The organism is Actinoplanes palleronii (genome assembly GCF_016862315.1).
Lineage (GTDB): Bacteria > Actinomycetota > Actinomycetes > Mycobacteriales > Micromonosporaceae > Actinoplanes > Actinoplanes palleronii.
Genome location: NZ_BOMS01000108.1, coordinates 43,801 through 68,110, shown reverse-complemented (window position 1 = coordinate 68,110; position 24,310 = coordinate 43,801). Strand labels below are relative to the sequence as shown.

9 protein-coding genes are annotated in these 24,310 nt (G+C 70.0%); 3 read left to right on the top strand and 6 right to left on the bottom strand.

Annotated elements, in window-relative coordinates; translation table 11 throughout:
• Positions 1-125 precede the first annotated feature (125 nt).
• From Apa02nite_RS33650 to Apa02nite_RS33640, 3 genes are all read left to right on the top strand, one after another.
• Positions 126-1,088, top strand: a complete 963-nt coding sequence (locus Apa02nite_RS33650; RefSeq protein WP_203828646.1) for an ABC transporter ATP-binding protein — start codon at positions 126-128, stop codon at positions 1,086-1,088.
• Positions 1,085-2,740 carry an ABC transporter permease gene (locus tag Apa02nite_RS33645; RefSeq protein WP_507762495.1) on the top strand — a complete coding sequence of 552 codons (1,656 nt, stop codon included), beginning with the start codon at positions 1,085-1,087 and terminating at the stop codon, positions 2,738-2,740. Before Apa02nite_RS33650 ends, Apa02nite_RS33645 begins: the two co-directional genes overlap by 4 nt.
• Positions 2,741-3,101: 361 nt before the next feature.
• A complete protein-coding gene (locus tag Apa02nite_RS33640; RefSeq protein WP_203828645.1) occupies positions 3,102-3,767 on the top strand; it encodes an LmbU family transcriptional regulator in 666 nt (221 codons plus the stop codon).
• A gap of 213 nt (positions 3,768-3,980) precedes the next feature.
• On the opposite strand, the gene Apa02nite_RS33635 is transcribed toward Apa02nite_RS33640, so the two are convergent.
• The 6 genes from Apa02nite_RS33635 to Apa02nite_RS33610 all read right to left on the bottom strand — a co-directional run bounded on the left by Apa02nite_RS33635 (position 3,981) and on the right by Apa02nite_RS33610 (position 24,291).
• Positions 3,981-4,739 (bottom strand): thioesterase II family protein, encoded by a 759-nt coding sequence (locus Apa02nite_RS33635; RefSeq protein ID WP_239164744.1) that lies wholly within the window; start codon positions 4,737-4,739, stop codon positions 3,981-3,983.
• A 66-nt stretch (positions 4,740-4,805) separates the two neighbouring features.
• Positions 4,806-6,152 carry a lysine N(6)-hydroxylase/L-ornithine N(5)-oxygenase family protein gene (locus Apa02nite_RS33630; protein WP_203828643.1) on the bottom strand — a complete coding sequence of 449 codons (1,347 nt, stop codon included), beginning with the start codon at positions 6,150-6,152 and terminating at the stop codon, positions 4,806-4,808.
• A 206-nt stretch (positions 6,153-6,358) separates the two neighbouring features.
• Positions 6,359-9,616 (bottom strand): AMP-binding protein, encoded by a 3,258-nt coding sequence (locus tag Apa02nite_RS33625; protein WP_239164743.1) that lies wholly within the window; start codon positions 9,614-9,616, stop codon positions 6,359-6,361.
• Between the two features lie 178 nt (positions 9,617-9,794).
• The gene (locus Apa02nite_RS33620; protein ID WP_203828642.1) at positions 9,795-12,920 is read right to left on the bottom strand and encodes a type I polyketide synthase; all 3,126 of its coding nucleotides are present in this window, start codon (positions 12,918-12,920) and stop codon (positions 9,795-9,797) included.
• A gap of 2 nt (positions 12,921-12,922) precedes the next feature.
• Positions 12,923-19,504: an SDR family NAD(P)-dependent oxidoreductase gene (locus Apa02nite_RS33615; RefSeq protein WP_373873073.1), complete on the bottom strand. Its 6,582-nt coding sequence runs from the start codon at positions 19,502-19,504 to the stop codon at positions 12,923-12,925.
• Positions 19,505-19,515: 11 nt separating this feature from the next.
• Positions 19,516-24,291, bottom strand: coding sequence for a type I polyketide synthase (locus Apa02nite_RS33610; RefSeq protein ID WP_203828640.1), 4,776 nt, complete (start codon positions 24,289-24,291; stop codon positions 19,516-19,518).
• Positions 24,292-24,310: the final 19 nt, after the last annotated feature.

The following is a 24,310-nucleotide window of genomic DNA, read 5'->3' as shown; positions in this document are numbered from 1 at the left end:
CCCGCGATCAGCGCACATCAGAACCCGGCGACCCTGCGACGCTCCGCACATCTCATCGACAACGGCGTGAGCGGAGCGAAGGTGGCGCGAATACCACCGAAATCTCATCTCTCTTGGATGTGACCATGACTGAGAATCCCATCGAAATCGTCGATCTACATAAGTCCTTCGGTGCCGTCAAAGCGCTCGACGGCCTCAATCTGGTGGTTCGCACCGGGGAGGTCGCCGGGTTCCTCGGCCCCAACGGAGCCGGTAAGTCCACCACGATCCGAGTCCTGCTGGGATTGCAGCGCGCCAGCTCCGGGACCGCGCGGCTCTTCGGCGGCGATGTATGGCGCGACGCCGTGGCCCTGCACCGCAGACTCTCCTACGTTCCCGGCGATGTGAGCCTGTGGCCCAACCTCACCGGCGGTGAGGCGATCGACTACCTCACGCGCCTGCACCGTGGTTCGACCGATCCCGCGGCGCTGAAATCACGCAAGGCCGCGCTGCTCGAGAGTTTCGAACTCGACCCGACGAAGAAGGCGCGGACGTATTCCAAGGGAAACCGGCAGAAAGTCGCGCTCGTCGCGGCCTTCCTGGTCGACCCTGAGCTCTACATCTTCGACGAGCCGACCTCAGGGCTGGATCCGTTGATGGAAGCAGTCTTCACCGACCACGTCCGGCAGGTGAAAGCGGCGGGCAAAGCGGTGCTGCTGTCCTCGCACATCCTCAGCGAAGTCGAGAAGCTGTGCGACACGGTCACCATCATCCGCAGTGGCCGCACGGTCGAGTCCGGCACGATCGCCGAACTGCGCCATCTGACACACACCTCGGTCAGCGCACTGGTCGCACACGATCCGTCCGGCCTCGCGCGGCGAGCCGGCATCCATGACTTCACGTCGTCCCGGGCGGGAAACATGACGCAGGTGGGCTTCTCGGTCGACAACACGAAAATGAACGACGTCATGACCGCGCTCACCGGCCTCGGCCTGCACAGCCTGACGGCCACCCCACCGTCGGTCGAGGAGTTGTTCATGCGCCACTACGGCGGCACGTCGAACAACATCTCCAACGGCCGTCGTGGTGCCGAGGTGGTGGGGCGATGAGCACGCTTACCGCGCCACAACGCTCCATGAGTCCCCAGCCCCGCGCCTCCACCCTCACCGGCACCGGGTATCTGTTGCGGTTCACGCTGCGGCGGAGCCGGGTCCGGCTGACCGTGTGGGCGGTCTCCCTCGCGGTGTTCTGCGTCTACTACGTGGTGGGGGTCGCGGCGGTCTATCCGAATGCCGCCGACCGGCAGAACCGTGCCGCGGTCATGAGCAGCCCAGGCAGCGTGATCATGGGCGGTCCGGGTTACGGGCTCGAGGACTACACGATCGGGGCGATGTTCGCCAACGAGATGGCGATATGGCTGATCGTGCTGCTGGCCACGATGAATATCCTGATGACCACCCGCAATACCCGCGCCGAGGAGGCGACCGGTCGCAGCGAACTGGTCCGTGCCCTGCCCATCGGACGGCACGCGGCGAGCGTGGCGGCGTTTCTCGTGGTGGTGATCGCCGATGCCATCTTTGTCGTTCTCGGCAGTCTGCTGCTGGTCAGTCTCGGCGATCTCGCCGTCGCCGACAGCGTCGCGCTGCTGACCGGTGTGATGCTGACGGCACTGGTCTTCGCCGGCGTCACGACGGTGACCTGTCAACTGACGGTGCACGGGCGCGCGGCCTCCGGCCTCGCCTTCGCCGCTCTCGGCGCGTCGATCCTCATCCGCGGTGTCGGGGACATCCAGGAACAGCACGGCAGTTGGCTGTCGTGGGTGTCGCCGGTCGCCTGGACGCAGCAGATGCGCCCCTATGTCGACCTTCGCCTCTGGCCTCTCGGGCTCAGCGTCGTCGCCGTCCTCGTCATGCTGAGCCTGGGCGCCTTCCTTTCCACTCGCCGTGACCTCGGTGGCAGCCTGCTGCACACGCGGGCCGGCCGGGCCCACGCCACGCCCGCCCTGGCGAGCCCTCTCGCGCTGGCTTTCCGCCAGCAGCGCAGCGCGCTGCTGTGGTGGTTCGTGGGGTGCGTGATGATGTTCGCGCCGCTGGGAGTGTTCCTGGGCGGAGACGCTGAGAACATCCTCAACTCGATCGCCGACCAGAACTCCCTGACCGCCAAGATCTTCGGGGATGATCCGCTGGCCGCGTTCTTCGCCCTCATGCTGCTGCACTGCGCGCTGGCGGTCGCCGTCTTCTCGATCGCTTCGGTTCTGCGCGTCAAGCCGGAGGAGGACGAGGGCCGCCTCGGACTCGGCCTGTCCCGCTCGGCGTCGCGGAGCACGGTGCTGCTGGCGCAGCTGGCGGTCGCCGGTTTTGGCGCGGTCCTGCTGCTCTTCGGTGGCGGGGCGCTGGCGCTGTGGGGTGGCGCCCGCGCCTCCGGTGGCGAGGCCGACCTGGTCACCCTGCTCCAAGGCGCCGGGGCGTTCGCTCTGGGTATCGCCGTCCTCATCACCTTCACCGCGGCGCTCTTCGCTTGGGTACCCAAGCTCACCGCGCTCTCGTGGGTGCTGTTCGGCGTCGTCGTCGTGGACAGCTTCTTCGGCGGGCTGTTCGAGCTGCCGGCCGCGGTGAGCAGAATCTCACCGTTCTGGTGGGTCGGCGACTTTCCGACAACCCCTCTCGAACCGTCCCACATGATCGGCCTTGGTGCGGTGGCGGTGCTGCTGCTGAGCTTGGCCGTCGCGGGCTTCCGGCGTCGCGATCTGACCGCGGGCTGATCGCGCAGAGGCCGCAGCGCAGCCCCGAAGGAATTCGTACGTACGTTAATAATTCCATCGCGAAAAACAATATTTACGTAAAGGTGTCATTCAACGTTCAACATTCGCAGCGAATAGATCCCCCGCTTCTCGCGCCGGCCCATCCAACGGGACGGCGCGAGAACAGTGACACCTTCCGCACGGCGTTTACCCAGGCCAAGCGGGACAACAGGGCTTCCCGATCATCGACTGATATAACTCGACAGTCCACAGTAGGGGGTTGCAACATGCGACTCGCGCGTCAATAATTATTATTGACGAACGTCGATGTAACACCCATTCCAGAGGACCGCGTCTACACGGGGGCGTGATGGTTAGTCAAATGAGGGAACTGAAAAATCCGAAGCGGCTGGGCCACATCACCGAGGCAGCGCCGCGAGCCAAACCGAGCCAGGCGGACGAGTTGCAGCACGATCAGGTACTCACCACGAAGGTGGGCCTGCATCTCCCCGCAGGGCTGGCTTTCGAGGATTGGGAACGCGCCGGGCGCAAGCTTTCCGGGCTGCTCAATTCGTCGTCCTGGTGGCTCGGTGACTGGCTTGTCTACGGGGCGGATCACTACGCCGACCGCTACGAGCGCGGCATCAGCGAAGCGGGGCTCAAGTATCAGACACTGCGCAACTATGCCTGGGTCTCGCGGCGGTTCGAAGTGCATCGGCGACGGCCGGCACTCAGCTTCCAGCACCACGCCGAACTGGCGTCGCTGCCGACCGATGAGCAGGAGAGCTGGCTCGATCGCGCGGAGCAGATGGTGTGGAGCACCAAACAGCTGCGCAACGCGATCAAGGCCGAGCGAGACGGGAACACCCAGCAGACGGACCCCGCGGCGACGACACGCCGGCTCGCTGTGCCGGACAACCGGGTTCAGTGGTGGCACAAGGCGGCGGCTCAGGCGGGCACCGACCTGGAGGAGTGGGTGACGGCCACCCTCGACGCCGCCGCCGATCAGGTGCTGAAGGAATCCGAGAACGAAGCCCCGGCGGCGTGAGTCCGATTCCCGGGAGCACGCGCGGCCGGCACCCTCAGGCCGGCCGCCCCTGAGTCGACGAGCAGCCACGTCACCGACGACGGCTGCCCCCGCCCGCCGTCCGATAGATTTCGCCATGCCCGCCGAGGCGGGCATGCCGACAACCTCTATCGGATGGCGGGCGTGCTGCGTCCGGGTGGCGAGCGCGGACCACCCGCCTGGATCCGGTACGCGTCACGCGGTGGCGGTCCGATCCTTGATCGATGCCAGCACACCGCCGAGGTCCGCCAACAGGGCGGTCTCCTCGTCCTTGAGGTAGAAATGCCCACCGGGCAGCACCCGCAGCCGGAAGGCCGCCCGGGTCAGGTCCCCCCAGCCGTGCATCTGCTCCCGGGTCACCTCGGGATCGTCAGCGCCGGTGTAGCCGTAAATCGGGCAGTCGAGCGTGGGCCGGTTGCCCGCGGGATAGTCATCCACCAGCCGGTAGTCCGCGCGGACCGCCGGCAGCACCAACTCGCGCAGGTCAGGATCGGCGAAGACGGCCGCACGGCTCTCGTCGAACCGAAGGACGTCCGCAATGATCTCCTCGTCCGTACCGGAGAACAGTCGCTGACCGTGCAGGGACTGCGGCGGCCGGCGGCCGGACACGCACAGTCCGGCCGGTGCGCCTCCCCATGCCTGCAGGCGCAACGCCACCTCGTGCGCGACGGTGGCGCCCATGCTGTGGCCGAACAACACCAGCCGGTCGCGGGGTACGTCCGCCAATGCGTCGGCGATGTCATCGGCCAGAGCCTCCAGCCGGGCCGGGAACGGATCGCCGAGCCGGTCCTCGCGGCCCGGATACCGGATGGCGAGCACCCCGACATCCGCAGGCAACCCCACCGCCCACGTGCGGTAGGCGCTGGCCCAGCCACCGGCATGCGGAAAGCAGACCAGCTTCGCGTCGCACCCGTCGTCGTCACGGAAGCGGCGCAGCCACCGCTGTCTGTCCACCGTACTGCTCATCAGAACGCCCTTCCGCGCTGTGAATACGTCCGTCGATCCAGGTGGGCGCGGCCTTCAGCGGATGTCGCCCCGCACGCCGCTGCCGACCGCGTGGTCGGTGTTGCGGGCAGCCAGCCGCGCCGTGATCGAGCCGACGATCTCGCCGCTGCGCACCGCGAGGTTCGACAACAGCGACGAGGTCAGGCCGTGCGTGTGCTCGGTGCCGCCCTGCAGATAGATGCCGCAGCGCAGCTCCGGGCTGGTGACGACGCGGTAGTCGCGTTCCATCCGGTAGTGGCCGGCCTCGTCGCGCAGGCAGTGACCGTCGAGGTCGCCGAGCAGACTCGTGGGCTCCATCGCGGTGTAACCCGTCGCGCAGACGAGTGCGTCGACGTCGAGTTCGCGCACCTCGCCGACACTGCCCGTCTGCAACATCACGCAGGTGTCGGCGGCGGAACGCTTCACTCCGGTGACCCGGGTCAGGTTCAGGAAGTGCAGGCGATCGATACCCCCTACCTCGTCGTCGTACGCCCGGCGGTACAGATCGCGAATCACCTCACCGTCGACGACCGAGTAGTTGGTGTTGCGGTGGTAGCGCCAGAAGGCTTCCCGTGACTGGTCGCTGCCGAAGTAGTAGTCGTCGACGGCGCTCGGGTCGAAGATCTGATTGGCGAAGGGTGTGTCGTCAGCGATGGAGTAGCCGTACGCCGGCATGATCGCCCACACTTCGGCGTGCGGCAGTTCGTCGTGCAGGAACCTGGTGATCTCGGCGGCGCTCTGGCCGGCGCCGACCACCGCCACCCGGCGCAGTTCCGCGGCGTTCATCCGGCGGAACTTCTCGAGGAACTCGGAGCTGTGCCAGACCCGCTCGTCAGGTTCGGTTCCCTGCGGCATCCTGGGGACCAGGCCCGTCGAGATCACGACGTTGCGCGCCCCGATCACCCGGCTGCTCCGGCCGCCGGTTCCCGCCACCTCCAGCTGCAGGCAGTCCGCCAGCTCCGGAACGGTGTCCTGCGGAATCCGGATCGACGTCACCTCCGAGCCGTACTCGACCTTGTCTGCGACCCGGGCCTGCGCCCACTCGAGGTACTGGTGGAACTCCTGGCGGGTCGGAAAGAAGTCCTGATTGTTGACGAACTGCGGGAGACGTCCCATCGAGTACAGGTACGAGACGAAGCTGAAACTCGACGCCGGATTGCGGAAGGTGACCAGGTCCTTGAGAAAGGAGATCTGCATGGTTGCCGACGGCAGCAGCATGTTGCGGTGCCAGCCGAAGGAGAACTGACGCTCCAGGAACAACGCGCTGATCTCGTCCGCCGCGCCCGCCGCCCGCTGTTCCTGCAGGGCGATCGCCAGGGACAGGTTCGCGGGGCCGAATCCGACACCGACCACATCGTAGATCTCGTTGCCATGATCACTCATGTGCTTCTCCCGCTGCCATGAACGGCGCGATGCGCTTGTCGCATCGTCAACCGACTCTTCACTTCCGGAAACGACGACGTACGGTGAGGTCTGGGGTTTCCGGTCGGACGCGCCGCCACCGGGCTGTCGGCCCCGGGCAGCGTGGACAAGCCGCAGCATGGCGGCGATGGAGGCGCCGGAGGTCGTCCGGCACCGATGGACAGCCCTCAGACGATCTCGCCAGCGTTGGTCCTGCGGCGCAGTGCCGGCCGGCTGGAACCGGCCAGGTCGTCGAGCATGGCGAACAGACCGGCGACGGTGCGCACGGCGAACAACGTACGGATCGACACCTCGCGTTTGAGCTCGGCCCGGATCAGGCCGACCAGCCGGATCGCCTTCAGCGAGTTGCCACCGAGGTCGAAGAAGTCCTCGTCGATGCCCACCCGGTCCAGTTCGAGGACCTCGGCGAATGCCCTGGCTAGAATCTGCTCCGTCGGATTGCGCGGCCCGCGGGGACGCCCGTGCCCGGAGTCCGGTTCCGGCAGCGAAGCTCGATCCGTTCTCCCGGCGGCCGTCACCGGCAGGCGGCTCAGCATCACAAACGCGGCCGGCACCATGGACTCCGGCAGCCGCCCGGTGGCGAACCGCCGCAGCTCCTCGGCCGACAGCCCGGCTCGGCGAGCGCTGGTGCCCTTGCCGCCGGAGCCGTCCGCCGCCGACACATAGGCGACGAGCGTCCGCTGCCCGTTGTCGTCCCGGACGACGACCGATGATTGCACGACCTGGGGGTGCTCGGACAGCACCTCCTCGATCTCGGCTAATTCCACCCAGACACCGCGTACTGGCGCCTGTCCGCCAGCCGGGCCGAGATAGGTGAGCAGCCCGTCGGTAGCCCACCGCGCCCGGTCCCCGGTCCGGTACATGACGCTGCCGGCCGGCCCGAACGGGCAAGGCACGAATCGGTGCGCGGTCGACCCCGGCCGCCCCGGGTAACCACGTGCCACCACGGACCCGGCCACGTACAGCTCGCCGGCCACGCCCGGCCGGACCGGCTGCAGACCCGGGCCCAGCACGAACAGCGCAGTGCCGGCTAGCGGACGTCCCACCGAGCCGGGGCGGTACCCGAGATCGTCCTGTGCCGGGCCGTGGGCGGCGGCGAGCACGGTGACCTCCGCCCGACCGTAGCCGGTGACGATCGTCAGGTCCGGACATGCCGCGCGGATCCGGCGCACTGCGGCCGCGGGGACCCGGTCACCCACCGCCCACACCTCACGCAGGCCGGCGACACCGTGCGGGCGTTGTGCCGCGATCGTCGAGAACAGACCCGTCGGAAGCCAGGCCGCGGCAACCCGATGCGCTGTCGCCAGCTCGGTCAGAGTCTCGGCGTCCAGCGTGCCCGTGGGCACCACGGCCGCCCGGCCGCCGCTGAGCAGAGGCAACCACAATTCGCAGACCAGCAGATCGGAGTTGATCGGAGAATGCCACAGCACCGCATCACGGCCGGCCCGCCGCATGTGGCCGTCCCGGACGAGCCGCGCCACGTTGCCGTGCGTCACACCTACACCCGTGACGGCGCCACCGGATCCCGCGCTGTACAGGACGGCCAGCAGACTATCCGGATGTGTCTGGCCCGGGGCGGCTGGCGCACCGCCGCTGTTGCCGTCGTGATCGTGCTCGGAGCGGAGGTCCTCCACCGTGGTCACCGGAATGCCCAGGTCTGCGGGGAGTGCCCCGGCGGTCGCGGCGTCGGCGAGCAGCAGGTGCACCGACACGCCCCCCGCCACCGCGCTGACCAGCTCCGCCGGCGACGCCGGGTCGATCGGCAGGTACACCCCGCCCGCTCGGGCCACCGCCAGCAGCACCGCGGCCAGCTCCACCGATCGCGGCATGGCGACCGCCACAACCGTTTCGGCTTGCACGCCTCGCCGCCGCAGCGCGTCGGCGAGACGGCTCGACCTGGTGTCGAGCTCCCGGTACGTGACTTCGGTGCCCGCGGACACCACCGCCACCGCGTCGGGTGACTGCCGCACCTGCTGGTCGAACAGTTCCGCAATCGTCAATCCCGGTGCCGGCGCCGCCGCGGTGCCGGACAGTTGCAGTACGCGCTCGTACTCGCCGCTGCTGAGCACCTCCAGCGCGCCGACCGGCCGTTCCTCGTCCGTGGCGATCGCGGCACGGACGTACCCGATCAGCTCCTCGCCGATGAAGCGCAGTTCCTCGCGCGAGTACAGGTCCGCCGGCGCGTCCAAGCGGACGAACAGGTCGCTGTCGGCGCTGCCATCGGTGTAGACCCCGATGGAGAGCTCGCTGAAGGCTCCGGTCGTTCCACCGAGGTGCCGCGCCGGGCTGCCCGCGAGGTCCAGCTGATCCGCGAATTCGACGATGTTGAGGACCGCACCGAAGCTGCCGCGGCCGTTCAGGACGGCCCCACTCGCGCGCTGAATGTCCGAGTAGTGACAGTTTGTATGACTGAAGATCCGATACATCTCGTCCACTGCCGCGTCGGCGACGTCCTTGAAGCCTGCGGTGAGCGGCACCCGCATCCGAACCGGTACCACGTTCACCGCCAGGCCGGGCGACTTGCTCGCCGCCCCCGACCGGTTGGCCACGGCCAGCGAGAGCACGAACTCCGGGCAGTCGACGCGGAGCCGGAAGTACACCGCCGCGGCTGCGGTCAGCATCGATGACAGCCAGACGCCCAGCGATGTCGCCGCCTCGTTCCACGCGTCCGCCTCGGCCCGCGGAACGGTCAGTGTCCGGCTGACCATGCCGATGGCGGCCGAGACTTCCGCCCAGCGATCCACGTCGCTGATCGGCTCGGCGAGCGCGGCCAGCGCCGCGTCGGCCAGCGCCACCCGCGGCACCTGCGCGGGCGGGGGCGCGTCGGCCAGATAGTCGCGCCAGAACCTGGTGTCCTCGGTGAACCTGTCGGAGCCGGCGTACTCGGCCGCCGCGGCGGCGAACGACTCGACGTCCCAGGCCTCGGTGAGCTCCGGCACCTTCTCGCCCCGCACCAGGGCCGTGTAGACCTCGGCCAACCGCCGCGACAGGATCCCGGCTGCGCCGAAGCCGTCCGAGATGAGGTGGTGATAGGCGATCACCAGGAGCGAGCGCGCTGCCCCCAGCTTGACCACGCCGAGCCTGAACAGCAGATCACGCTCCACATCGAACGGCTGTTTCACCAGGTCGGCCAGGACCTCGCGGGCGGTTTGCTCGGGTTCACTCTCAGCGCTGAGGTCCAGCATGAACGGCCGCCAGTCCCCCAGTTCCCGGGGCACCATCCGCAGCCCGTTGCCGTCGTCGACGAAATTGACACGCCACACTTCCGCGTCATTCAGCACGTCGAGCAATGCGGACTCGAGGGTTGCCGCGTCCAGTTCCCCTTCCACGTCCCACATGGTCAGCGCATGGTTCAGGGTGCCCGACGACATCTTCTCTGCCAGCCACAGCCCCTTGTGTGCGGCCGACGCATCGAACGAGCGCAAATAGATCAACTCCTCGACAAACAGCGTGGAATACCGCAAAGAATCATTAGGTGTCACCACCTTCACGGACCCGGATCGGTCAGTCAAGAAAACGGTGCGCGGCGGTCCGCGATCAGCTGTCGCCGTATGCGCGTGTCCTGCCGACGGGACGGCCCGGGCCGGCCGGAAAACATCCGGATCAGCGGGTAAATCGATCGCCTATCAAGGTCATGATGTGCTCGGCAATCAATCTGGGCGAAGGATGTCGCAACACCAGGTTCGCTCTCAGCTTGAGCCCGGTCGACGCGGACAGGCGTTTGCTCAGATCCACCGAGAGCAGGGAGTCGAAACCGATCTCCCGCAGACTCCGGTCGGTCTCGACGCTATGATCGGACGACCGCCCGAGCACGACCGCCGCCTTTTCCAGCACGTGATCCAATACCTGCTGCTCCGCCTCGCCGTAGGAGCAAGCGGCAAGCCGATCCAGGAGCGGAACGGCCTGCTCGTCGGCGGGCGACGCAGTCCCGGCAGTCTCCGCCGCGGTGATGGAAACCGGTGTGACCTGCGCGGAACTCAACCAGTACCGCTGTGGCCGGAACGCGTAGGTCGGCAGGTCGACCCGCTGACTCGTCCCGAACACGGCGTCCCAGCGCACCGATCCACCCTGGACGTACCACCGGCTCAGGGAGCCGATCATTGCCGCAGCCTCGTCCCGGTCCCGCCGCGACGAGGAAAGCACCACGGCATCATCCACGTCCTCGAGGATCTCCTGCAACGGGACGTGGAGAACGGGGTGCGGACTGATCTCCACGAACACCCGGAAATTGTCGTCGGCCAGCCGCCTGACAGCTGATTCGAAAAGAACCTTCTCGCGCAGATTGTTGTACCAATAGACGCCGTTGAGCTCCGCGGTGTCGACCACGTCGCCGCGCAAGGTCGAGTAGAACGGGATAGCTGACGTTTCCGGACTGATTTCGGCGAGCAGGGCGATCACCTCTGCACGCACCTCGGTCACCTGAGTCGAATGGGAGGCGTAGTCGACCGAGACCATTCGGGCCTGGACACCCTGGGCTTTCATCTTCTCGACGAATTCATGCAACGCCGCCGGCTCGCCGGAGACCACCACCGAGCCTGGCCCGTTGATGACAGCGAGGCCGAGCCGATCGGCCCACGGCTCGAGGCTGGCTGCCACGAACGCCGCTGATTCGGCGACTGAGGCCATGCCGCCGTGGCCGATCAGGCGCAGCAGAGCCCGGCTCCGCAGGGCCACGACTCTGGTGGCATCGCGCAACGACAGCGCACCGCATACGTGAGCGGCGGCTATCTCCCCCTGGCTGTGGCCGACCACCGCGGACGGTTCCACCCCCCACGACCGCCACAGGGCCGCCAAGGAGACCATGACGGCGAACAGCGCCGGCTGGACCACCTCGACCCGGTCCAGCGACGGCGCACCCGGCGCACCACGGATCACGTCGAGCAGCGACCAGTCGACCCACTCGGTCAGGGCCGCCGTGCACTCGTCGAGCGACCGTGCGAAGACCGGAAAGGCGTCGTACAACTGCCGGCCCATGCCGACCCACTGCGACCCCTGCCCCGGGAACACGAAGACGACGCCCCCGAGGTCGCGGGCTACCTCACTGATCACACCGGGCGACTCGACGCCGTCGGTGAGCGCCGTCAGCCCGGCCAGCATCTCGTCGCGATCGCCGCCGAGGACCACCGCGCGATGGCCGAACTGCGATCGGGAGGACAGCAGCGACCAGCCGACCGCGGCGAGGTCCGTCCCTGGACGTTCGGCGGCGAAGTCGCGCAGCTTCGCCGCCTGTCGCGTCAGTGCGGGCGTGTCCTTCCCGGTCACCACCCAGGGCACCAGGCCACGGGGAACGGCAGCGGCCCGTGGGCCGTGGTCGGCCGGTTCGGGCGGCGCCTCTTCCAGAATCACGTGCGTGTTGGTGCCGCTGACACCGAACGACGACACGGCGGCTCGCCGCGGGCCGGACGCCGTCTCCCACGGACGGCCGTCCACCAGCAGTTCGACCGTGCCGGACGACCAGTCGACGTGCCGGGACGGCGCGTTCACGTGCAGGGTTCGCGGCAGGTACCCGTGCCGCATGGCCATCACCATCTTGATCACGCCGGCTACCCCGGCAGCGGCCTGGGCATGACCGATGTTCGACTTCAGGGACCCCAGGTGCAGCGGCCTGCCCTCGGGCCGTTGCTGTCCGTAGGTGGCCAGCAGGGCGCTCGCCTCGATCGGGTCACCCAGCACGGTTCCGGTGCCGTGAGCCTCCACCGCGTCCACCTCGGCCGCGGTGACCCCCGCGTTCGCCAGCGCCTGGCGGATCACCCGCTCCTGGGCCCGGCCGTTGGGAGCGGTCAGGCCGTTGCTGGCGCCGTCCTGGTTCATCGCGGTGCCCCGCACGACGGCCAACACCGGATGACCGTTGCGGTGCGCGTCGGACAGCCGCTCGAGCAACAGCACCCCCACGCCCTCGGCCCAGGCGGTCCCGTCGGCGCCGTCGGCGAAGCTCTTGCACCGGCCGTCGGGCGCCATCCCGCGTTGCCGGGAGAACTCGACGAAGATCGCCGGTGTCGACATCACCGCGGCGCCGCTCGCCAGCGCGAGCGAGCACTCGGAGGCGCGCAGCGATTGCGCGGCCAGATGCAGGGCAACCAGCGACGACGAACACGCGGTGTCGACGGTCACCGCGGCGCCGGTCAGGCCCAGCTCGTACGCCACCCGGCCGGAGGCGACGCTCGGCGTGCTGCCGTGCAGCAGATAACCTTCCAGGTCGCTCGCGCCGCCGGCGAGGAACCGGTAGCCGTACTCGGCGGAGCTGAGCCCGGTGAACACCCCGACGTCGGTCCCGCGCACGTCCGCGGGAACGATGCCGGCCCGTTCGAAGGCCTCCCACGACGTCTGCAGCAGCAGGCGTTGCTGCGGGTCGATCGCCAGCGCCTCACGCGGGCTGATCCCGAAGAAGTCAGCGTCGAACTCGGCCACGTCGGCCAGAAACCCGCCTTGACGAACATACGACCTGCCAGCCTTGTCGGGGTCCGGGTCGTACACCGGCGGCCAGCCGCGATCGCTGGGGAACTCGCCCACCGCGTCGCGCCCGTCGCGGACCATCTCCCACAGCGTCTCGGGCGATGTCACGTTCCCGGGATAGCGGCACGCCATGGCGATCACCGCGATCGGTTCGGCGCGGCCGGCTCGCAACGCGTCGTTCTCCTGGCGGAGGCGGTCGCGCTCCTCCAGCAGTGCCCGCAACGCGCGCTCGACGCGATCGTCCCCGTGCGCGGCGCGGCTCGTGGAGTAGGTCATGGTCAGTTGCCCCTCTCGTCCAGAGCGAGGTCGACGAGTGCGTCCAGGTCAAGGACGGCCAGTCCGGTCCCGTCGGGGGCCGGGCCGGCAACCGGCTCGGCGGGATCCGCCGGCACCGGTTTGGCGCAGGCCAGCAGCAACTCCAGCACACCCGCGCCGCGCAGCCGGTCGATCGGGATCTCTCGCAGCACCGCGCGGATCCGCTCGTCCTCGTCCGGGGTCGAGACGACCGGCGAGGCCGGCCGCAGCAGTCCGGTGAGGTGCGCACCGAGCTCGCGCGGTGTCGGATAGCTGAACACGAGTGTGGAAGGCAGGCGCAGCCCGGTCGACGCGGCCAGGCGGTTGCACAGCTCGACCGAGGTCAGCGAGTCGAATCCGAGGCCGGTGAACGGCTGATCGGCGTCGACCGCCGCGCCGGACGGGTGGCCGAGCACGATCGCGATCTGATCCCGGATCCAGTCCAGTGCGGCTGCCTCCGCCTCGGCCGGCCCGAGCGCGGCCAGGCCGAGGGATCCGCCGGCGCCGCGTGCCCGTGCCGGGACCCGGGCCGGTCGGGCGTTCTCGAGCAGGCCCCGCAGGACCGGTGGCACGTTCTCGATGCTGCTGTCCCGCAGCGCGGTGAGGTTCACCCGGGCGGGAAACAGGACCGGCCTGTCGACCGAGCACGCCAGGTCGAACAGGGCGAGCGCGTCGGACGTCGGCATCTCGGCGATCCCCATCCGCCGGATCCGGGCGAGGTCGGCGGCGTCCAGGCTCTCGGTCATGCCGCTGCGCTGTTCCCACCAGCCCCAGCCCAGCGAGGTGCCGACGAGCCCGGACGACCGGCGGTGAGCGGCCAGGGCGTCCAGGAACGTGTTGGCTGCGGCGTAGTTGCCCTGTCCCGCGGTGCCGATCGTGCCCGCGAAGGCGGAGAAAAGGACGAACGCCGTGAGGTTGAGATCCCTGGTGAGCTCGTGCAGCGCGATCGCCCCACCGACCTTGGCGCGCAGGACGTGATCGAGGCTCTCGGCGGTCAGCGTCTGCACGGTGCCGTCCGCGAGACCGCCGGCCGCGTGCACGACAGCCGTCAGCGGATAGCCGCCCGGCAGGCCGCTGAGCAGTCCGGACAGGGCGTCACGATCCACGACGTCGCATGAGGCGACGCTGACCGTCGCACCCGCCCGCCGCAGATCCTCGACCAGCTCCGCGGCCCCGTCCGCCGCCAGTCCGCGCCGGCTGGCCAGCACCAGGCTGCGTACCCCGCGTTCGGTGACCAGGTGCCGCGCCACCAGTGAACCGACTCCGCCGGTCCCACCGGTGATCAGTACCGTCCCGCCCCCGAAACCGTCGCCCATGTCGAGGACGAGCTTCCCGATGTGACGGCCCTGACTCATTTCGCGGAACGCCTTGCGGGCGTCGCGGATGTTCCGGATCGAGATCGGGTTCCGGCGCAGCGACCTTTCCGCGAACAACCGCATGAGGCGCCGGAACATCTGATTGATCAAATCCGGGCCGGCCTCGTAGAGGTCGAATGCCTGATACTCCACGCCGGGGTGATCGGCTGCCACCTGCCGTGGATCACGGATGTCCGTCTTGCCCATCTCGATGAAGGCGCCGCCCTCGGACAGCAGGGACAATGACGCGTCGACGAATGCGTGGGCCAGCGAGTTGAGGACGACATCCATACCGCGGGCCGGGCCGGACCCGCGGAACTTCTCCGCGAAGCGAAGGTCTCGCGAGGATGCCAAGTGCTCATCGTCCAGGCCCAGAGCACGCAGCGCCGGCCACTTGACCGGGCTCGCGGTCGCGTACACCTCGGCGCCGACGTGCTGCGCCAGTCGCACCGCGGCCATCCCGACTCCGCCCGCCGCGGCGTGGATGAGAATCCGTTGTCCCTTCTCCAGCCTCGTCACGTGGAAGAGCGCGTACCAGGCGGTGAGGAAGGCCCCGGGGACGGATGCAGCCTCGGCGAAATTCCATCCGTCGGGAACGGGCACGAGCATGCGGTGATCGGCCACCGCGACACGGCCGAAGGCGCCCGTGAAGATGCCCATGACGCGATCGCCCGGCGAGAGCGACGTGACGTCGTCCGCCACCTCCAGGACTGTTCCAGCGCCCTCGCTGCCGATCTCCGCGTCGATGGCCGTCCGCGCCACCAGCCCCAGTGCCATGGTGACGTCCCGGAAGTTCAGACCCGCGGCCTGTACGGAGATGCGCACCTGACCGCCGGCCAGCGGCGCCCGCACCTCGGGGCACGGTATCCAGGTCAGGTTCTCCAGCGTTCCCCTGGTCGGAATGCCCAGGCGGCAGGTTTCCCCGGCCGGCGGCTCGATCTGGTTGTCCCCTGCCATGATCGGCGTCAGCTGCGGGGTGAGACAGGTGCCACCGCGCAGCGCCAACTGGAATTCATTCGCGGCGAGCGCCTCCGTGAACTGCGACCGGGCACTCGCCTCGTCATCCACGTCGACCAACCGGAACCGGCCCGGATGCTCGGTCTGTGCGGACCGGACCAGGCCCCACACGGATGCACCGGAGAGGCTGTGGATCGTTTCCCCGCCACCGGTGTCGACGGCCAGCCGGGTGACGACCGTCAACGTCGACCCGGCGAGTGCCTTCTGCCCGAGGAACCACTGGATCCAAGCGAGCACCCGGGTGTTCGCACCGGCGACCGCGGCGGTCGTGGCCTCCGCACCGGCCGCGTCGTCGACGCACAGGACCACGTGTCCGGGCACTTCTGCCGGCAGCGTGCCGGGCACGGGCTCGTCACACACCACCTCCGCGCCGTTCGATCCGCCGAGCTCGGTGGCCAGGCCGGTCTTCGCGCCCAGCAGGCCCCATAACGCTCGGCCCGGTCCCCGGCGGGTCTGCCGGACCGGATGCCATTGCAGGGCGAACAGGGAACCCTGGTGGGCGTCGCGCGGCGGGCGCAACTGCTCGGCGTTGGCCGGCCGCATCGTCAACGCGCCTACCCTGGCGACCTCTCGCCCGTGCTCATCGGCGATCAGCACGGAGACCACGCCCCCGGCGACCGGGGAGATCCGGACCCGGACGGTGGCGCCGCAGTCCCCGCCCCGCTGCACCGCGGACCAGGAGAACGGCATCCAGGCGTGATCGCCGTCCACCTCGATGACCTGTCCGGCGACCATCGCGTGCAGGGCGGCATCGATCAACGCCGGGTGCAGGGCGAACCCACGGGGGGCGGGTTCCTCCGAGGACGACGGCATCGTGGCCGCAGCGAGAAGGTCGTCACCGCGCTGCCACACCTCGGTCAGCCCGCGGAAGGCCGGGCCGTAGTCGAAGCCCCCGGCGGCGAAGGAGTCGTAGAGTCCGTCGATGTGAAGCCGGTGCGCTCCGGGCGGTGGCCACGCAGCCAGTTCCCGCGCGCCCTGGCCGCTCGCCGTCGTCGGCGCCGCGCTCGGCGCCAGGTGCCCGGACGCGTGCCGGCTCCAGGCAGTCGTGGCGCTGTCCGCCTCGCCCGGGCCCGAGTACACGTCCAGGCTGCGACGTCCCGCCTCGTCGGCCGCGCCGACGACCACCCGGACCCGGATCTCGCCTGAGGGCGGGACGATCAGCGGTGTCTCCAGGGTGAGTTCGTCGATCGCGAAGCATCCCACGGACTCGCCGGCCCACAGAGCCAGATCGAGATAGGCGGTGGCCGGTACGACGACCGCGCCGAACACCGCGTGATCGGCCAGCCAGGCGTGGTCCCGCAGCGACCACCGGCCGGTGAACAGCACCTCACCGGTGCCGGGATGCTCCACCGCGGCGTCGAGCAGCGGATGGCTGGGAACCGACAGCCCGGCGGCGCGCACCTCACCTGAGTTCATCCCGGCGGTGAGGTCAAGCCAGTACCGCTGCCGCTGGAACGGATAGGTCGGAAGATCCACTCGACGGCGGGGCCCGATCAGGCCCACCCAGTCGACGTCCACACCGCGGACGTACAGGTGCGCCAGCGCGCCGCCGAGGGCTTCGGCCGCGCCGCGATCTCGCCGCGCCGACGACACGGTCAGAACGTCGTGCGCGCCCTCACCGGCGAAGGCCTCGGTGAGCACGCTGGTGAGGCTGGCGCCCGGTCCCACTTCCAGGAAGACGTCCGCGCCGGCCTTGCGGGCGGAGACGACGGCGTCGAAGAAGCGCACGGGCTCGCGGACGTGGTCGCGCCAGTGTGCGACCGAGGTCAGGTCCTCGATCGTGACTTCGCGGCCCAGCCGGGCCGACATGACCGGGATCGACAGGTGGCCTTCGGCGAGGGTGCCGATCGCATCGGCGAACTCGTCCAGGATCGGGTCCATGAGCGACGAGTGGAAGGCATGATCGACGTCGAGCAGTTTGGCCGACACGCCGTCGCCGACCAGCCGGTCACGAAGCTGGTGCACCTGGTCGCGGAGGCCGGAGAGCACGACCGACGCCGGGCCGTTGACGGCGGCCACGTCGACGCGGTGATATCGGCCGAGTAGCGACCGCACCCGCTCTTCCGGGGCACGCACCGCCAGCATGGCCCCGGGCTCGCCGACGGTCTGCATCACCCGGCCGCGAGCGGCCACCAGCCGGACCGCGCTGTCCAGGTCGAGGGCACCGGACACGTGCGCCGCGGCGATCTCACCGACCGAGTGGCCGATGAGGTACTGCGGCGGCGGGCAGTAATGCGTGATGAGCCGGTACAGGCTGACCTGCAGGGCGAACAGCGCCGGCTGCGCGATGTCGGTGCGATCGGCTCGGCGCTGCGCCGACGGGCCGGCCAGGAGCAGCGGCTGGAGCGCGAACGGGAGGTGCGCGTCGAAGCGCTCACAGATCGCGTCGAGGGTGTCGGCGAAGACGGGGAAGATGTCGTACAGCTCTCGGGCGGCGCCGGCCCACGGCGACCCCTGCCCAGGGAACAGGAACACCACACCGCCGAGGTCGGTGGTACGGCCGCGCACCACGGCGGCGGACTCGGCACCCTCGCTCAGCGACGCCAGCCCGTTCAGCAGCTCGTCCCGCCCGCGGCCGAACACCACGGCCCGGCGGTCGAACGCCGAACGGCTGGACACCAGCGACCAGCCGACATCGGCGAGGTCCAGATCCGGATCGCTGCCGAGCAGGTCACGCAGCTGGTCCGCCCGGGCGCTCAGCGCCTGCGCCGACCGTGCCGACAGGACCCACGGGATCAGCCCGCCCGGCACCCGGTGAGCGCGGCCCGGGCCGGTCGGCTCCTCTTCCGGCGCCTGGTCGAGAACCTCGGGCGGCTGTTCGAGAATCAGGTGCGCGTTGGTGCCACTGGCTCCGAAGGCGGAGACGCCGGCCCGGCGAGGCCGGTCCGGTGCGTCCGGCCACGGCCTGGCCTCGGTCAGCAGCTCCACCGCGCCGGCGGACCAGTCGACGTGGGTGGTCGGACGATCCACGTGCAGCGTCCGGGGCATCGTCGCATGGCGCATCGCCATGACCATCTTGATGATCCCGCCGACCCCCGCGGCCGCCTGTGCGTGGCCGATGTTCGACTTCAGCGAGCCCAGCCACAGGGGCCGGTCGAGATCGCGGGCCTGTCCGTAGGTGGCCAGCACCGCCTGCGCCTCGATCGGATCGCCGAGCGTCGTGCCCGTCCCGTGCGCATCGACCACGTCCACGTCGCCCGGTTCCAGCCGGGCGTTCGCCAGAGCCGTCCGGATCAGCCGCTGTTGCGCCGGCCCGTTCGGGGCGGTCTGCCCGTTGGACGCACCGTCCTGGTTGATCGCGGACCCGCGGATCAACGCCCAGATCGCGCGCCCGTTGCGCCGCGCGTCCGACAACCGTTCGAGGACCAGGACGCCGACGCCCTCGGCGAAACCGGTGCCGTCGGCCGCGTCCGCGAATGCCTTGCACCGGCCGTCCGTGGCCAGACCACGCTGCCGCGACATCTCCCGGAACACCTGCGTGGTGCCCATGACGGTGACGCCTCCGGCAAGGGCCAGCTCACACTCGCCCTGCCGCAGCGACTGTACCGCCTGGTGCACCGCGACCAGCGAGGACGAGCAGGCGGTCTCGGTCGACACCGCTGGACCCTCCAGGCCGAGCGCGTACGCCACCCGCCCGGACGCCATGCTGAGCAGGGAGCCGGTCTGCCCGTATCCGGAAATGACCTCCGGGGTGACGAAGTGGTTTCCGTATCCGAAGTACGTGACACCGGCGAACACGCCGGTGGCGCTGCCGCGCAGGGCCTGCGGGTCGATGCCGGCGCGTTCCAGGGACTCCCACGAGCACTCCAGCAGCAACCGGTGCTGCGGGTCGGCGGCCAGGGCCTCGCGCGGATTGATCCCGAAGAAGTCGGCGTCGAAGTCGCCCGCGTCGTACAGGAACCCGCCGGAGCGGGTGGTGCACGAGTTGGGCCGGTCCGGATCGGGGTCGAACAGGTTGTCCAGATCCCAGCCTCGGTCCTGTGGGAAATCCGAGACGGCGTCCCGGCCCGCCCGTACCAGGTCCCACAGTGTTTCCGGCGAGGTGACTCCGCCGGGGAATCGGCAGGCGATGCCCACGATCGCGATGGGTTCGGCGGCGGCGTCGGTCAGTTCCCGCAGCTGCCGGCGCGCGTCGAGTAAATCGATCGAGGTACGCCTGAGGTAGTCCAGAACATCGGCGTTGTCGTCGTTGATCATCGCTCTCCTTAGCCGAGTTCCTTGTCGAGCAGCGACAGCAGCTCGGCGGCGGACGCGGAGCTGATCCGGTCGGCGATGCCTGCCGCTGATCTCTCTGCGGTCTGCGGACGCAGCCGGCGCTGCAGCGTGCCCAGCAGCCCGGTGATGGCGGTACGGTCGTGATCGGCGAGCTCCGGGGACGCCTTCTCCAGGCGGGCGCCGATGCGCTTGATCTCCTCGATCAGGTGATCACCCGGAGAACCCGGGTCGACGGCCGCTCTCACGAACCTCGCGACGGCGCGCGGGTTCGGATAGTCGAAAGCGAGCGTGCCCGGCAGCTTCATCCCGGTCACCTCCGTCAGCCTGTTGCGCAGCTCCAGCGCGGTGAGCGAGTCGATCCCCAGGTCCTTGAATGCCACGTCGGGACCGACCGCGCCGGTACCGGTGTGCCCGAGGACCATGGCCGTCTGTGCCCGGACGGCGTCGAGCAGCGTCGCCTCGGCCTCCGTCGGGGACAGCGACATCACCTGCCGCATGAGTCCGCCATCGGCGAGTTCCCCGCGCGCCGGGCCGCCGGCTCCGGCGGTGGGCCGAGCCGGGCCACCCGCCGGGTCGCCGGCTTCGATGGTGGGCCGGATCAGGCCACGCAGCAGCGGTGATTCCGCCTGCCCGGCGCCCGGTACCACCGGACTCAGCCGGGCCGGTATCAACACCGGCTCGTCCTGCACGATCGCCGTGTCGAAGAGCGCGAGGCCGGTATCCGACGCCATCGGCGACAGGCCCTGCCGCCGCAGGCGCACGATGTCGGCCTCGCCGAGGCCCGCACCCATCTCGCTGCGTTCCGCCCACAAACCCCAGCACAGGGAATGGGCCGCCAGGCCGGCCGCTCGGCGGGAGGCCGCCAGCCCGTCGAGGAACGCGTTTGCCGCCGCGTAGCTCGCCTGCCCCGCCGTGCCCAGCACACCGGCGATCGAGGAGAACAGCACGAACGCCGACGGGTTCAGGTGCTCGGTCAGCTCGTGCAGGTGCCAGGCGCCGTATGCCTTGGGTGCCAGCACCGCTGCCACCCGGTCATCGGTGAGCGTCTCGGCGACCCCGTCGTCCAGCACGGCCGCACAGTGGACGACCGCCGTCAGTGGATGCTCCCCGGGTATCCCGGCGATCAGGGCAGCGACAGCGGCCCGGTTCGTGACGTCGCAGGCCACGATCGCGACGTCCGCTCCCGCCTCGGTCAGCTCCGCCCGCAGCGCCGCGGCCGCAGGCGCGGCCGGCCCTCGCCTGCTGGTCAGCACCAACCGGCGTACGTCGTATCGCTTGACGAGGTGCCGGGCCAGCATCGCGCCCAGGCCGCTGACACCTCCCGTGATCAGAACCGTTCCGCGCCACGGCTCGCGAACCGGGGCAACTTCGCTGAGCGGCTCACCAACGGCGGATCCCCCGTCCAGCGGCCGCAGCCGCGGGCTCGTCACGATGCCGGCCCGGATCCTGAGCTGGGGTTCTCCGGTTTCGGTGGCCACCGGTACGCACGCCAACGAGCCGGGGCTCCCGTCGGTGTCCACCAGCATGAACCGGCCGGGGCTCTCGGTCTGGACGACGCGCATGAATCCCCAGATCGCGGCGGCCACGGGGTCGGCGTGCGGGTCCCGGCCGTCGTGCGTCGCGCCCCGGGTCACGACGACCAGGCGGGCGTCGGTGAACCGGTCGTCCGCGAGCCAGGCCCGCGTCAATCGCCGTACCCGGTCGATCGTGGTCCGGACGGCGGCAGGTGTTTCGGCGTCGTCGCCTGTCGTGTCGATGCCGGTGATGACGAACCGGGGTGCCGCCCCGGCGCCGGCCGCCAGGACCGTCAGATCGGCGCTGACGGCGGCGCCGGTCCCCGCCAGCACGGCCGTGAAGGGGCTCGGCTCCCCCCAGACCGGGTGCCTGGTCGTGGGTCCTCCCGCCGCCGCAACAGGCACGGGCAACCAGTTGACGCGGAAGAGCCCGTGCTGGTGGCCGGAGCTCGGCAGCAGATCGCCCGGTCCGCTCCCGGCAGCGCTCTCCCTCGGTGTCTCCAGCCAGTAGCGCTGCCGTTGGAACGCGTACGTGGGCAGGTCGATCCACCCGCGGTCCCGGTGTTCGAACGCCGCCTTCCAGGACACCGCGACGCCCGCTACGAAGGCCTCCGCCACCGATCGGTAGAACCTGGCCGGCCCACCGTCACGGCGGCGCAACGTGCCGACCACCACACCGTTCTCGTCGCCGGCCGCGTCGAGCATCTCCCGGATGTTGACGGTAAGCAACGGGTGCGGGCTGACCTCGATGAAGGCGCCGTGGCGGTCCTCCCGGAGGCGCTGCACCGTCGTCTCGAACCGCACCGGTTCCCGCAGGTTGCGGAACCAGTACGACGCGTCCAGTCCGGCGGTGTCGATCGGCCCGCCGGTGACCGTGGAGTAGAAGGCGACAGGCGACGTCACGGGCGTGATCCCCGCCAGGTCGGCGCGCAGCCGGTCGGCGAACCGGTCCATCAGCGGCGAGTGCCCAGGAACGCTCGCCGGGATCCAGCGCGCGTGCACGCCCGCGGACTCGCAGGCGGCGACCACGTCCTTGACTGCCGGGAGCGCACCGGAGATCGTCGTCGAGTACGGCCCGTTGACGGCCGCGATCACCGCCCGGGATCCCATCCGGTCGAGCAGTTCCCGCACCCGGTCGTGGGGCAGCACGATGCCTGCCATGCCGCCGCTCTCCCCGGCCGTGGCCAGCATTCGCGATCGCAGCGCCACCACCTTCGCCGCGTCCGTCAGGGACAACGCCCCCGCGACGCAGGCTGCGGCGATCTCCCCCTGGGAGTGCCCGACCACCGCGTCCGGGATCACTCCCAGCGAACGCCAGACGCGGGCCAGCGACACCATCACCGCGAACAGCACCGGCTGTACGACGTCGATCCGCTCCAGGTCCGCCGCCTGCGGGCCACCGCACACCGTGTCGATCAGCGACCATGAGATCCACGGCGACAGGGCCTCCGCACACGCGCGTAGCTGCTCGGCGAAGACCGGGCTGGACTCCCACAGCTCCCGGCCCATAGCCACCCACTGGCATCCCTGTCCGGGGAACACGAACACGGTCCGGCCGACCGGCCTCGCGACGCCGGCGACGACCTCGGCGCGGTGCCGCTCGCCCTCGACGACGGCGGTCAATCCGGCGAGCAGCTCATGGATGTCCGTACCGACGACCGTGAGCCGGTGCTCGAACAGCGATCGAGTCGTCACCAGCGCATGGCCCACCCCGGCGGCCGGCAGGTGCGGGTTCGCGGCCACCAGATCGTGGAGCTGCCGTGCCTGCTCACGCACCGCGTGCGCCGAACGCCCGGACAGCACCCACGGGAACGCCGCGGGACCGTCGGCGGGGACCTCGGCGGCAGGTGCCGGCTGCTCCTGCGGCGCCTGTTCGAGGATGAGGTGCGCGTTGGTGCCGCTGACCCCGAAGGACGACACGCCGGCTCGCCGGGGCCGGCCGTCCTCTGCAGGCCACCGACGCGCCTCGGTCAACAGCCGGACCGCGCCGGACGACCAGTCGACATGCGGGGTGGGGCGGTCCACGTGCAGCGTCCGGGGCAACGTGGCATGACGCATCGCCATGATCATCTTGATCATCCCGCCCACGCCCGCGGCCGCCTGCGTGTGGCCGATGTTCGACTTCAGCGAGCCCAGCCACAGCGGGCGGTCCGGATCCCGGTCCTGCCCGTACGTCGCCAGCAGCGCTTCCGCCTCGATGGGGTCGCCCAGCACGGTGCCGGTCCCGTGTGCCTCCACCGCGTCCACGTCACCCGCGGACAGACCCGCGTCGGCCAGGGCGGCTCGGATGACCCGCCGCTGCGCCAGCTCGTTCGGCGCGGTCAGCCCGTTGGACGCGCCGTCCTGGTTGGTTGCCGAGCCGCGGATCACCGCCCAGATCCGGCGACCGTTGCGCCGCGCGTCCGACAACCGCTCCAGCACCAGCACGCCGGCGCCTTCGCCCCAGCCGGTCCCGTCCGCCGCTTCCGCGAACGACTTGCACCGGCCGTCGGCCGCGAGGCCCCGCTGCCGGGCGACCTCGACGAACATTCCGGGCGTCGGGAGCGCGGCCACTCCCCCGGCCAGCGCCAGCGTGCATTCGCCGGACCGCAGGGACCGCACGGCCTGGTGGACGGCGACCAAAGACGACGAGCAGGCGGTGTCCGTCGATACCGCGGGACCTTCCAAACCCAGCACGTACGCCACCCGGCCGGAGGCCACACTGGTGTACGTGCCGGCTATCGCGAAGCCCTCCGTCTCGGTGGCCGCCCCGCTGCCCATCCTCGGCCCGTAGTCGACGGCATAGATGCCGGTGAACACCCCGGTGGCCGAGCCCCGCAGCGTGGCCGGGTCGATGCCGGCTCGTTCCAGCGCCTCCCACGACGTCTCGAGTATCAGCCGCTGCTGCGGGTCCATGGCCAGCGCCTCCCGCGGACTGATGCCGAAGAACGGCGCGTCGAAGTCCGCGAGATCCGGCAGGAAGCCACCGGAGCGTGTGTACGTCTTTCCGCGCGCCTCGGGATCCGGGTCATACAACGCCTCGAGGTCCCACCCACGGTCCAGCGGGAAGTCACCCACCGCGTCGACGCCACCGGAGACGACGTCCCAGAGCTGCTCGGGGGACGTCACCCCACCGGGAAAGTGACATCCGGCGCCCACAACCGCGATCGGCTCCCTAGCCGACTCCTCCAACTCGCGTACGCGCCGGCGCAACGTCTGCGCGTCGCTGACCGCGCGCTGCAAGTAGGACCGGAGCTTGTCGACATCCTCCACCAGGGCCTCTTTCTAGGGT

Coding starts and splice junctions, on each gene's coding strand:
- Apa02nite_RS33650 (WP_203828646.1), top strand. CDS start 126: ATGACTGAGAATCCCATCGAAATCGTCGATCTACATAAGTCCTTCGGT.
- Apa02nite_RS33645 (WP_507762495.1), top strand. CDS start 1,085: ATGAGCACGCTTACCGCGCCACAACGCTCCATGAGTCCCCAGCCCCGC.
- Apa02nite_RS33640 (WP_203828645.1), top strand. CDS start 3,102: ATGAGGGAACTGAAAAATCCGAAGCGGCTGGGCCACATCACCGAGGCA.
- Apa02nite_RS33630 (WP_203828643.1), bottom strand. CDS start 6,152: ATGAGTGATCATGGCAACGAGATCTACGATGTGGTCGGTGTCGGATTC.
- Apa02nite_RS33620 (WP_203828642.1), bottom strand. CDS start 12,920: ATGACCTACTCCACGAGCCGCGCCGCGCACGGGGACGATCGCGTCGAG.